Here is a 12,429-nt window from a genome sequence, read left to right as displayed (position 1 = left end):
TTCTACTAAACATTCCCCTATACTATCAATTCAACCTAATTATAAAAATCAATCCATGTGGAACACTTCCGGTAAAGGAATGGATACCGGCGAATTATCCGGATTCACTTCCATGATGTCCGCCATATAATCCCACCATTTCTGTACAATCTCCGTATTACCCAAGTCTTGCGAACCTGCGTCCCCTTCCGTTTTCTGGAAAGCAAAAAGGATATTCGTCTCCTTGTCCCAGTAGATGGAGTAGTCCGACACGCCGTTCTTGGAAAGCAATGCTTTCAGTTCGGGCCAGATGGCAGCATGCCTTTTTTCATATTCGGCTTCACAGCCGGGCTTCAAATACATCTTAAATGCTTCTCGTTTCATGGTCTTATTTATTTTAAAGTTAATCGTTCGTTTAAAAGTTAATCGTTCCGCTCTTCTGTTTCGACAGCGAAGATAGGAGCCGTTGTCTTTTGTTTCTTTTGATAGTACTGAACGGCACTGTCATTCATCTGCGGATACTGATTTTTCAACAGGCGAATCATTTCCGCCCCCGCCCAAAGTACTGGGCCGTATCCATGTGCCGCATATACATTGACCGGACGGTAATAGTAAAAAGCAGGATCGAAAGCCATACCCGTACCGACACAAGTGCCTTCCACCTGACCTTCCGCATTGATTTTCCCGGATACGGCATGCCATCCCAAATGGGCGACAGGGCCGTAAGCGATAGCGTCAATCCAGCCTTTATTAATGGCGTGTGCCAGACAGTAGACATAAATTGCGCTAGCGGAAGTTTCGAGATAAGAATCGTTGCGGTCGAGCAGTTGATGCCAAAGCCCTTCGCCACTCTGCAAGGCTGTCACGCCACGAACATGGGCACGGAAATAATCCATCACTTTGGATCGTTGGGGATAATTTTCCGGCAATACGTCAAGTAGTTCGCAAGCCGTCAGCATAGCCCAACCGTTGGCACGTGCCCAACAGAAGGCAGGGTGGTCGGTACTGCTTTCCACCCAACCGTGGCGATACAGTCCTTTTTCAGGAATAAACATACGGTCGGCAAATTGCAGGAATTGTCTCACTGCTTCTGCAAGGTATTTCTCCTTCTTTGCCTTATCATAGCAACTCATCTGTGCTACTGCGGGGATTCCCATAAACATATCATCCAGCCAAAGCGTATTGTGCTGCGGACGGTTACGGGCGAAAGTTCCGTCCGCCAAGCGGTATTCTTTGTTTATGATAAAATCAAAATAGTTCCGTATCAGTTCGTCCACAGGAAGGGACGAGTCTTTCAGGCGTAGCTTCACCATCGCCGCACATACGGCTCCGGCATCGTCCAGTGCATGAGGGGTGAGGATTTGCAGCAGTTGAGGGTCTGTTGTACCTTTCTCCTCATACACTCGTTTGAAATGAGGGGCTACTTCCGCCAGAAAACGGAAACGGCTTTGTACATAATCCGTATAACGTTGGTCACCTGTGGCTTCGGTTGCCGCTATCAAGGCGGAATAAGTTACTCCCCATTCGTAGCTTGCCAGACGGAAAGCGCCGCGTTCCAGTTGGGCTTCTTCTCCCATGGTGGTGTAGTCGGTAATCTGTTTGCCTGTATTTTTGTCTACCACACGGGCGGGAGTCTCCTTATCTATATAGGTAAACACACGGTCTACGTCTTTCTTCACCTGTTCAGGAGTCAGGTCACCATAAGTACCCTGATAGGCAGGTTGCAGCAAATGCAAAGGTGTATTTGAGTCATTCACTACAGGTTTCTTTTTCTGTGCACTGACAGGCAAGGCTATCAGTAACGAAGCAACGGCTATGATACGGATATTCATATTTTATTTTTTAGGTATTTTACATCCTCTGAACACGGTACCCTTCAATTCGGGGCCGAAATAAAATCCCGGTTGCGTAGGTTGGTTATAAGCGACATTCTGTGTTGCAATACTGATACGGTACACGGGGTCTTCCAGGAAAGTATGGAAGCGGTAGTCAGTGGGAATGGTAGAAACGTAAAGCCTCAAAGCTGTGTTATCGGCTGTACGCAGCAGCACTTCTTCACGCCAGTCACCGATGATATCCCCTTGCAGGCAAGGAGTCGCTTTCGTTCCGTTATTGGAGAGAGCTCCCTCGAAAACGGCGATGCGTTCGCAGATACCTTTTTCCCAGTTGTATTTGCTCACGATGTTCTTGTCCAGCAATTCACGCAATAAATCACCGTCCCACCAGACAGCCATATTGCAAGACAATCCTCTCACCCGTTCCTTTACAACTTCGCCTTTTACGTTTCTGATTCCGCCGGAAGCTAAAGACCACATTTCAACGCCCGGGCAAGTCGGGTCAATATCAGCCGCCATACAACGTCCGACATCGGTATTGCTCTTGATTTGAAACAAGACTTCGCCGGTTGCCGCATCCCTGTAAGTAGAGCCGTCGCGCTTGTTCTCGTGGCAGTCCCATACTTGCAGACCTTTGCGGGAAGGGTCGAAATGAGTCAGGTGAAGAGCGTCTCCATGTCCCATTTTGGTAGAATACAATCCTTTGCCGTCATGGTCAATGGCACATGAACCATAGATGATTTCATCGCATCCGTCACCGTCCACATCACCTACCCGCAAGTTATGATTCCCCTGTCCGGCATAGTCTTCGCATCCTGGATTATTGCTGTCGAATACCCAACGTTGTTTCAGGTCTTTCCCGTCCCAGTCAAAAGCAGCCAATACAGTACGGGTATAATAGCCGCGACACATCACGACACTCGGATGAATTCCGTCCAGATAGGCCACACAGGCAAGGAAACGGTCACTTCGGTTTGCACGGTCATCTCCCCAGTCCATCAGGTTACCACGTTCGGGGATATAATCAATGGTGTGTAGTGCTTCTCCTGTAAGACCGGAGAATACGGTTAAATATTCTTTCCCCTTCAAAATACGTCCCTGATTGACAAGCCTGTTTCTTTTCTTATCAAAAGTGCCCGCTTCGCGATAATCCACGTCGGGATTCCCTATCATTTTCCCTTTTCCGTCCATTGTTCCGTCTCCGGTTTTCATCACCACTTCCGCACGACCGTCGCCATCCAGGTCATAGACCATAAATTGAGTATAATGCGCTCCGGCACGTACATTCTTTCCCAAGTCGATACGCCACAGATGCTTTCCGTCCAGTTTATAGCAATCAAAGATTACAGGCCCCGTATAGCCGTCATGCGAATTATCGTGCGCGTTGCTCGGATCCCATTTCAGAATAATCTCGTATTCGCCGTCACCGTCCACATCACCGATACTTGCGTCATTCGGGGCATAAAAATAGCTTTGTCCCGACGGAGTTGTTCCGTCTTCCGGACGATTCAACGGGATATTCAGATAACCCGCCGGAGCATTTGCCGGCAGTTGGTAAGTGCTTTCGGTCTTTCCTTTGATGGCTTTGACGGTATAAAGGGCAGGCTCTGTCCCTGCATACGTGTCCTGAAAGAAAGTGGCGTCTTTCACCGGATGCTTGTTTATCTTTTCACCATTCCTATATATATCAAATGATTCATTCATCGGGTCGGAAGAGAGATAGCGCCAGGAAAGGGCTACCGTAGACGGGTTCTCACGAACGGCAATCACGCCACGTCCCAAATGTTCGCGTTTCAACTTCGTAAAGTCGTAGTTCGGTTGGGCTACTAAAGAAGCAGTCATCAGGAACAGACTAAAAAAGACAGTAATGTACTTCATAGTTTTATCGATTTTCAAATTACATCACAAAAGTAAGGAACGCAGGGGATTGATAAAATAGAATATCGTACAGATATATGTAGAAATATACTTTTAAAGCAGATTTCAGGCACTTTGTGAACAAATTTAAAGTTATATGCACAAAAATCCATTGATAAAGAAAAGAACGTCCCTTACCTTTGCGATTAGAATTTATTATAAACAGTGAACTAATAAAACAGAACTATTGCACCATGAAGAAATCACTACTCTCATTTTTTACAGTAACACTTCTTTTCTGTCTGATGCCCGTACATCCGGTCGCAGCACAAGAGTTGCCTGCACAAGAGGAAACGTTAAAGACTATTATAAAGGTAAACGACTACTTTATGAAAAAGTATGCCGATTATACCATTCCCAGTTTCTACGGTCGTGTACGTCCCAGCAATATCTGGACACGGGGCGTCTATTACGAAGGACTGATGTCCTTATACGGCATTTACCCGCGCGAAGATTATTACCGCTATGCCTATGACTGGGCGGACTTCCATAAATGGGGAATGCGCAACGGCAACACCACCCGCAACGCGGACGACCACTGTTGCGGACAAACTTATATCGACCTATATAATATATGTCCGTCCGACCCGAACATGATTCGGAATATCAAGGCGAGCATCGACATGGTGGTGAATACTCCGCAAGTAAACGACTGGTGGTGGATTGACGCCGTACAAATGGCAATGCCTATCTTCGCCAAATTCGGCAAAATGACCGGAGAGCAGAAGTACTACGACAAGATGTGGGATATGTATTATTATACACGCAGCCAGCACGACAAGACGGGCATGTTCAATCAGAAAGACGGTCTGTGGTGGCGCGACCAGGATTTTAATCCGCCGTATAAGGAGCCGAATGGTGAGGATTGCTACTGGAGTCGTGGAAACGGTTGGGTATATGCCGCTTTGGTACGGGTACTGGATGAAATCCCTGCTGACGAGAAACACCGTCAAGATTATATCAACGACTTCCTGACCATGAGCAAGGCATTAAAGAAGTGCCAGCGCGAAGACGGTTTCTGGAATGTCAGCCTTCATGACCCTACGAACTTCTGCGGGAAAGAGACTTCCGGCACAGCACTGTTTGTCTACGGAATGGTTTGGGGAGTCCGCAACGGACTGCTCGACCGCAAGGAGTATCTCCCGGTTGCTTTAAAGGCATGGAATGCAATGGTGAAAGATGCTGTTCATCCGAACGGATTCCTGGGATATGTACAAGGCACAGGCAAGGAACCCAAAGACGGTCAGCCCGTTACTTACAAGAGTGTGCCCGACTTTGAGGATTACGGTGTAGGTTGTTTCCTGCTTGCCGGAACGGAGATTTACAAATTAAAATAAAGATAGTTTTCAATAAGGTTAAGAATAATCACCCATTAGGTTTTAAGTAGAGGTTAGTTTGTAGTTAGTTCCCTCACTGACAGGTATCGACCAGGTCAGTGAGGGATTTCAAAGAAAACAGAAAATGAAAAACAAGTTGTTCCAATATGCATGCGGACTGATAATCATCGCATGCAGTCTGCAAATGCAGGCACAGAATAAGGTCGCTGCTCCCATGAAAGATGTCAACCAAGTGGTTGACAATACACTGGACAGCCTGAACAAAGCACGTACATCAAGACCGGAAGCGGGTTCGAGCCGCAAAGGCAATAATCCTGTATTGTTTCTGGTAGGAAACTCCACCATGCGCACCGGAACCTTAGGAAACGGCAATAACGGACAATGGGGCTGGGGATATTATGCCGGCGATTATTTCGATTCGAACCGGATTACGGTAGAGAATCATGCATTGGGCGGAACCAGCAGCCGTACTTTCTACAACCGTCTTTGGCCGGATGTAATCAAGGGAGTACGCCCCGGAGACTGGGTAATCATCGAACTGGGACATAATGACAACGGCCCTTATGACAGCGGACGTGCCCGTGCCTCTATTCCCGGAACCGGCAAGGATTCGCTGAACGTGACAATAAAAGAAACCGGAGTCAAAGAAACCGTATATACTTACGGCGAATATATGCGCCGTTTTATCCGCGACGTGAAAGCGAAAGGCGCTCACCCCATCCTGTTCTCTCTCACTCCGCGCAATGCTTGGGAAGATAAGGACAGCACCATTGTCAAACGTGTCAACAAGACTTTCGGTTTATGGGCGAAACAGGTGGCCGAAGAGCAGAATGTTCCTTTCATTGATTTGAATGATATCACTGCCCGCAAGTTCGAGAAATTCGGCAAGGAGAAAGTGAAATATATGTTCTATATCGACCGTATCCATACCAGTGCTTTCGGTGCCAAAGTCAATGCCGAATCTGCCGCAGACGGAATACGTGCGTATGAAGGACTGGAATTGGCCAATTATTTGAAACCTGTTGAAAAAGATACCGTGACAGGTTCCAGCCGTAAGGAAGGACGCCCGGTATTGTTCACTATCGGTGACAGCACGGTCAAAAATAAGGATAAAGACAAGAACGGTATGTGGGGTTGGGGAAGCGTAATAGCCGACGAGTTCAATACAGATAAGATTTCCGTAGAAAATTGCGCCATGGCAGGACGTAGTGCACGTACTTTCCTGGATGAAGGCCGTTGGGATAAGGTTTATAATGCCTTGCAACCGGGAGATTTCGTACTTATCCAATTCGGTCACAACGACGCAGGAGATATAAACAAAGGGAAAGCCCGTGCCGAATTACGTGGTTCGGGAGATGAAAGCAAGGTCTTTCTTATGGAAAAGACAGGTAAATACCAAGTTATTTATACTTTCGGCTGGTATCTCCGCAAGTTTATCAGGGACGTTCAGGAAAAAGGGGCGACCCCTATTGTGTTAAGCCATACCCCACGAAACAAATGGAAAGACGGGAAGATAGAACGCAATACGGAATCTTTCGGCAAATGGACACGGGAAGCTGCCGAAGCCACGGGGGCTTACTTTATCGACCTGAATAAAATCAGTGCTGACAAACTGGAAAAGAAAGGTATCAAGAAAGCGGCCGATTACTACAACAACGACCATACGCATACTTCTCTGAAAGGAGCGCACATGAACGCGAAAAGTATTGCGGAAGGGCTGAAAAAGACAGATTGTCCGTTGAAAAAATATTTGAAGTAAGCATAATAAAGGAAGGCTACGCTACTTATCACTCAATCTATTAATACTAAAGTTGCTCTTACCCCTTTGCAAACTTCTCTTGGGTTAATCCTAAAGTTTTGTTTGCCTAAGAGTAAACTATAAACGCAAGTTCCGTTTATAAAAATGCAAGCTTTGTTTTTATAATCAAAGGCTTCATTTATAAAAACGGAACTTGCGTTTATAGTTTGCAATAAGTTAATTGCAAGTTTGGTAGTAAGGGAAAGGAAGTTTACCTTTAATGCATAAGAACTTTTCTATTAATAGATTGGGGGATAGCCAGTACTACTTTGTACGAAAACAAATAGTCACCTTTCCATAATACAACCACAAATCATTGATTTATTCCACAGAATAGATTAACTTTGCCTATACAAATTAAAAGCCTGTCAATATGAGTCAAGTGAAAGGAATACCATACGGAATATCCGACTTCAACCGGATGCGGAACGAAAACTTCTATTTCGTCGATAAGACCATGTATTTGCCCCTTATCGAGGAAATGCCCAGTTATCTTTTCCTTATTCGTCCGAGACGTTTCGGAAAAAGCCTGTTCCTAAGCATGATGCGTACTTATTACGACATAGCACAGAAAGATAACTTCGACAAGTATTTCGGTGATTTATGGATAGGAAGTCATCCGACTAAAGGACGTAACAATTACCAAGTCCTTTTCTTCGACTTCTCAAAAGCAGGCTGTTCTCTGCCGGGAGCAGACTTGATGAGCAGCTTTAATGAATATTGCAGTATCATCATCAACCAGTTTGCCCATGCATATGCATCTTATTATGATGAAGATTTCAAGTCAACAGTAGAAAGTATTGAAAGCGCTAAAGCAAAATTATCGTATATCGAAGTAAAGGCCAAAGAAAAAGGCTATCCCCTCTATCTGATAATCGACGAATATGATAACTTCACCAATGTCATATTGAGCGAACACGGGCAAAAAATGTTCCATGACCTGACTCATGCCAGTGGCTTCTATCGTGAATACTTCAAGCAGTTCAAAGGTATGTTCGACCGGATTTTCCTAATGGGAGTCAGCCCTATCACATTGGATGATTTGTCCAGCGGGTATAATATTGACTGGAATATATCGACTGACGAAACATTCAACGCAATGATGGGATTCAGTGAATCTGAAGTGCGTGAAATGTTCCGTTATTATCAGACTCACGAAATGTTAACAGGAAATATAGATGCAATGATAACAGAGATGAAACCGTGGTATGATAACTATTGTTTTGCACGAATGAGTCTAAATGACGACCGGATATTTAACTGCGATATGACACTCTACTACTTAAGTTCTCAAGTGCAAAAACAACGTCCGCCCGAAAACATGGTAGACAAGAATATCCGTACGGATTACAGTAAACTGAAAATGCTGGCACGCATTGACCACGATAACACTCATGAGGGAAGCCGCATGAGCACTATCGAAGAAATAGCGGCAAAAGGTGAAATACTGGTAGACTTGCATACCTCATTCCCGTCAGAGAAGATAGCAGATATTGAGAACTTCCGAAGCCTGCTCTATTATTATGGCTTACTCACCATGTGCGGAACCCGTGGCGACCGTCTGAAAATGTGCATACCTAACAATTGTGTACGCGAGCAGTACCTTGGATTCTTACGCGACTACTATCAACAGGCCCATACTCTGAATCTTTCACATCTGAAAGACCTGATAGATGATTTCGCCTTCGACGGTCATTGGAAACCATTCTTCGAAACCATCGCCCGCGCCTATCGGGAGAACTCTTCCATACGTGACGCAATAGAAGGGGAAAGAAACCTGCAAGGTTTCCTGAAAGCCTATCTTGCCATTGCTTCCTATTATCTCGTACAACCGGAACTGGAAATGAACTATGGTTATTGTGACTTCTTCCTGTTGCCGGACAAAATACGTTATTCCGATATAAAACACAGTTATATCCTGGAACTGAAATACGCTACACGTACGGCTACTGATGCCGAGCTTGAAAACCAGGCAGAAGAAGGAAGACAACAATTACTGCAATACAGCAAGGATAAAGTTGTAAAGCAACTGGCAACCGGAACGACACTTCATCTATTGTTAATTCAGTTCCAAGGTTGGGATATGGTGAAATGTGAAGAGATAAACGCTTCTGCTATTCCTCCTTCGGTATAACTTCCTGCATATAGATAGCATCGAGACTCCAAAGAGCCGCATCATTCGTACTGATGCCGTCCCATTCGTCCAATGGAGCCGGAACTTCCGGAGGAAGTATGGTAGTGATACGGAAAGGCGGTGCAGGAGTATGCTCCAGACGGGTAAACAAATCATGCCATACTTCTTCCGCCATTTGGGCATTGCGCATATGATAAGCAGCGTAAGCCATTAGACGGGATACACGGAAACGGCTGCGGCTCAGCTCCCATGCTTTCTTCTTATAACGTGCCGCATGGTCAAGCCAGGCATCTCTCCATTCGGGCAAGTCAATCATGCGCATCATTTCATTCATTACTTCAAATCCGCCCATGATAGTCATCAGATGATTGCTCGTTTCCAGTTTGGGGTCACATTCGGTAGTGATAATGCCTGTTGCCGGGTCGAATCCGAGTGCTTTCGGACCTGTGAAAAGACGATTGGGCAAAGCGGATATACTTTTCATTCCCGCAATGATTTTATCACGATACTTTGTATTGCCGGTGCGTTCCCATTCTGTCATCCAATTGCCCGCATAGGCCAACCAGTCAGGTCCGATACGCAGGCGGGCGGGAGCAGTGCAGGGATATTCACTGCGGGGTTGAGCCAGACGCATAGGATCCAATTCATAGAGTTTATGGTCGGCATCCTTTACTTCAGTCATTAAATCGCCGCAGCGTTCGTCCGTAGTAAGATAATAGTAAAAACGGTTCCAGGCAGCTTGGCTGATTCGTGCTTCTTTTGCACCGCATCCCCAATGACTTACGTTATGGCGGCTGCCCAGTCCGGCATTGGGGCCGATATGATAGACATCCACTTCTCCGGTATGACGGGTCATAGCTTCTGCCATACGCCAGATATCAGCACGTCCGGTACGCAGGAAACTATACCATAGCCACATATTAGAGGCCAGTTCCGTATTGTCCCAGGCGAATCCGCCGACATCATAACACCAGGTATGCCGGACGGGGTCATAGGCGTGCATCACATCACCGTAATTCCAAAAGCCATACCACTTGTTTTGCTCGATTGCTTTCTGATAAAAATCAATGTAGGCATCCAGACGGTCTTCTACACGAGTTCGGAATGGAGTACTACGGTCAGGAAGACTCCATATTCCGAAGGCTTGGCGGTCATGAAGATAATCGGGAGCCGGCATTAATACACCAGGATTAGAAAACTGTTTGGCGCAATCAGCAAAAGTCCTTTTTCCGATATAACCGCCTTGCGGAATAAGTGTGAGAGTAGTTGTACGGGCAATGCCGTATGGCGTACTCATACCTTCCTGAACATCTTCATAGCTGGCATTCAAGTCATGGGCTACATTATCATAATGCCGCAAATCCATAGGTTCAGCCTCCGGGCTCCACAACCAAGCGGTAAGGGTAGCTGTCGGAGTGCGAGCATTTGAAACTTCAATAGAAGAAGGATAAGATTGCCAGAAGTCGTGCATACAAAGTCCCAATCCTCCGGTAATATCTCCTACAAAAGTATACCCATTGCTGCGTGTGCCAGAAAAGGTTCCTATCCAGGGATTATCGTTATTGGCACGTTTGCGGATAGAGAAAGCGTCAGCGGTCAGTTGGGACAGGCGGTAATCATTCCATGAAGCCCAGTTGTCAAGCAAAGAACGGTTCTTTTCATCGAAAGATTCGTAAGGCGGAATACGTTTGCCTTCCATTTGCTGTTGTTGCAGGGAAAGTTCAATAAGCTGATTCTCTGTCTGTGACTGAATGTCTGTATTTTTGCTACCGTTTTTTTTCCTGCCTGTCGTCTCTCCAAGTGTAAGTATGCGACGACCGACTAACGGCTGCACGGGTTCACTCCAGACTCCCCCGTCGGCACATGAGAAAGCAATATGCCTATTGTATAAAGCTTCCCGCATGGGGACATCAAAGCGAATGCCCAAACTACAGATAAAATCCTTGTTCTGCTCTCCTTCATAGACAAAGCTATGAACCATTTTCACCTGCTCGCTTCCGCCATAAAAATAGAGTCTGATTACAAATGGCAGCCATTCCCGGTTGTCTCCGTTCCGACGTCTATGTACTCCTTCCAGTTTGACAAGTGCACGCACAGAACCGCTCCGTTCGACACTGACTGATTTAACTTTTCCTGTATAATGAGCAAAAGATAACTGAGGTGCATTATCAAGAAGCGGCTCGTTTTGGGTACTACATATAAGGCGTGCCTTTTCACTGACTTTAGTTCCTCTATATAACAGGCTATCTATCAGAAACTCTCCGCTTCGAGAAATATATGCGGAAAGTAGCCCTGTTTCTATCCGGATATTTTCCGGTGTTTCTGTTACTGAGACAGAAGATACTCTCTGACAGGTATTGTCAGGATTCTTCGGTTTTGTAGTATTTACTGCCTTAGCTATTTTCCCTACCCTTATCGGCTTTTCTGTTTTTTCTACCTTTTTCGCTTTTACTACTTTTTCCAATGTCAGTTTTTCCGTTCCGGCAGGCATTACACCGGCGACTCCACTCCATTTCACCGAACCGTCCGGCCAATAAGCCAATGTCCATGTATCAATCGGAATATCCTTGTCATCAGCTGTTTTTAACTGCAATGAAGTTTCCGGGAAGATTTCCCCTTCATCAAAAGGTACACCGAAACTTACCGGCTTGTCCTGCCCGGGAACATCGCCAATCCAATGTAAAGGAACAACGGGAGCTTGCTGCGATGAACATTCATAACGGAAATTGGTAATGCGGGTACGGGACAATGTGGTGCGAAAGCCGAACCAGCCTTCTGTCAGAGGTTCGGCATCGCGGAAGTCCACCAGTCGTGTCCCATCTATATAGTAACTAACCCTATTATTTTCATTCGTAATCTTGATGTGATACCAGTGATTTGCTTTCAACAAATGGTCAGTATCCGTATATTCTTTCAATATAGCCGGACGAAGTCCGGATTCCGTAATCGCCGCTTTATTACCGTCATAACGGCGGAAGCGTGTTGTGGAATTATAATTCCCGCCATATCCCATGTAGTAAAGTTGCAGAGAATAGCAATTCAGGAAAATTCCGTTACGCCACTTCTCACGCTTCCACAAATTATCGGGATATTCCGGATCCGAAGCCATCCAGAAACAGTTCAAGTCACTCAAGCGGTCACCCTCTTTCTCTACAACTACACATGCGTCATATTCAATCGTCACCCGTCCTTTCATCTTTTCCTTCCGCCATAAGGTAAGCCCTTTGGGAGATACTATTTCGGCGGTATCACCCAGAAATGTCACCTTATAATCAGGAGATTCCGACTCTACTTTCCAATATTTATGAAACTGGCGGGCGTCAAGTCCGGAGACTTTATTGTCTTGTGTATAAGACTTAAAAGCGATGAACAAGAATAAAAAGAAAAACAGTTCTTTCATATATATAGCCTCAAGGCAAAGAGGATTTC

7 protein-coding genes are annotated in these 12,429 nt (G+C 45.7%); 3 read left to right on the top strand and 4 right to left on the bottom strand.

From position 1 onward, the window contains the following. Positions 1–48 precede the first annotated feature (48 nt). Genes rhaM through BQ7997_RS19345 form a run of 3 tightly spaced genes read right to left on the bottom strand, consistent with a single transcriptional unit; the run spans position 49 to position 3,692 of the window. On the bottom strand, positions 49–363 hold the full coding sequence (rhaM, locus tag BQ7997_RS19355) for an L-rhamnose mutarotase (RefSeq protein ID WP_022138180.1): 315 nt from the start codon (positions 361–363) through the stop codon (positions 49–51). Between the two features lie 38 nt (positions 364–401). Continuing rightward, a complete protein-coding gene (locus tag BQ7997_RS19350) occupies positions 402–1,811 on the bottom strand; it encodes a glycoside hydrolase family 88/105 protein (RefSeq protein ID WP_073347703.1) in 1,410 nt (469 codons plus the stop codon). 3 nt (positions 1,812–1,814) lie between these two features. Next, positions 1,815–3,692, bottom strand: a complete 1,878-nt coding sequence (locus BQ7997_RS19345; RefSeq protein ID WP_073347702.1) for a rhamnogalacturonan lyase — start codon at positions 3,690–3,692, stop codon at positions 1,815–1,817. 233 nt (positions 3,693–3,925) lie between these two features. On the opposite strand from BQ7997_RS19345, the gene BQ7997_RS19340 reads away from it, so the two are divergent. The 3 genes from BQ7997_RS19340 to BQ7997_RS19330 all read left to right on the top strand — a co-directional run bounded on the left by BQ7997_RS19340 (position 3,926) and on the right by BQ7997_RS19330 (position 9,000). Next, positions 3,926–5,068, top strand: a complete 1,143-nt coding sequence (locus BQ7997_RS19340) for a glycoside hydrolase family 88/105 protein (protein ID WP_073347701.1) — start codon at positions 3,926–3,928, stop codon at positions 5,066–5,068. Positions 5,069–5,192: 124 nt separating this feature from the next. After that, positions 5,193–6,827, top strand: coding sequence for a rhamnogalacturonan acetylesterase (locus tag BQ7997_RS19335; RefSeq protein ID WP_073347700.1), 1,635 nt, complete (start codon positions 5,193–5,195; stop codon positions 6,825–6,827). Between the two features lie 412 nt (positions 6,828–7,239). Beyond that, positions 7,240–9,000, top strand: coding sequence for an ATP-binding protein (locus BQ7997_RS19330; protein WP_073347699.1), 1,761 nt, complete (start codon positions 7,240–7,242; stop codon positions 8,998–9,000). Here BQ7997_RS19330 and BQ7997_RS19325 read toward each other — a convergent pair. After that, the gene (locus tag BQ7997_RS19325; RefSeq protein ID WP_073347698.1) at positions 8,981–12,400 is read right to left on the bottom strand and encodes an exo-rhamnogalacturonan lyase family protein; all 3,420 of its coding nucleotides are present in this window, start codon (positions 12,398–12,400) and stop codon (positions 8,981–8,983) included. The genes BQ7997_RS19330 and BQ7997_RS19325 overlap by 20 nt on opposite strands. Between the last annotated feature and the right edge of the window lie 29 nt (positions 12,401–12,429).

The sequence above is a fragment of the Bacteroides congonensis genome (assembly GCF_900130125.1).
GTDB lineage: Bacteria > Bacteroidota > Bacteroidia > Bacteroidales > Bacteroidaceae > Bacteroides > Bacteroides congonensis.
This window is presented reverse-complemented; position numbering and strand designations above follow the sequence as displayed.

Coding starts and splice junctions, on each gene's coding strand:
- rhaM (WP_022138180.1), bottom strand. CDS start 363: ATGAAACGAGAAGCATTTAAGATGTATTTGAAGCCCGGCTGTGAAGCC.
- BQ7997_RS19350 (WP_073347703.1), bottom strand. CDS start 1,811: ATGAATATCCGTATCATAGCCGTTGCTTCGTTACTGATAGCCTTGCCT.
- BQ7997_RS19345 (WP_073347702.1), bottom strand. CDS start 3,692: ATGAAGTACATTACTGTCTTTTTTAGTCTGTTCCTGATGACTGCTTCT.
- BQ7997_RS19340 (WP_073347701.1), top strand. CDS start 3,926: ATGAAGAAATCACTACTCTCATTTTTTACAGTAACACTTCTTTTCTGT.
- BQ7997_RS19335 (WP_073347700.1), top strand. CDS start 5,193: ATGAAAAACAAGTTGTTCCAATATGCATGCGGACTGATAATCATCGCA.
- BQ7997_RS19330 (WP_073347699.1), top strand. CDS start 7,240: ATGAGTCAAGTGAAAGGAATACCATACGGAATATCCGACTTCAACCGG.
- BQ7997_RS19325 (WP_073347698.1), bottom strand. CDS start 12,400: ATGAAAGAACTGTTTTTCTTTTTATTCTTGTTCATCGCTTTTAAGTCT.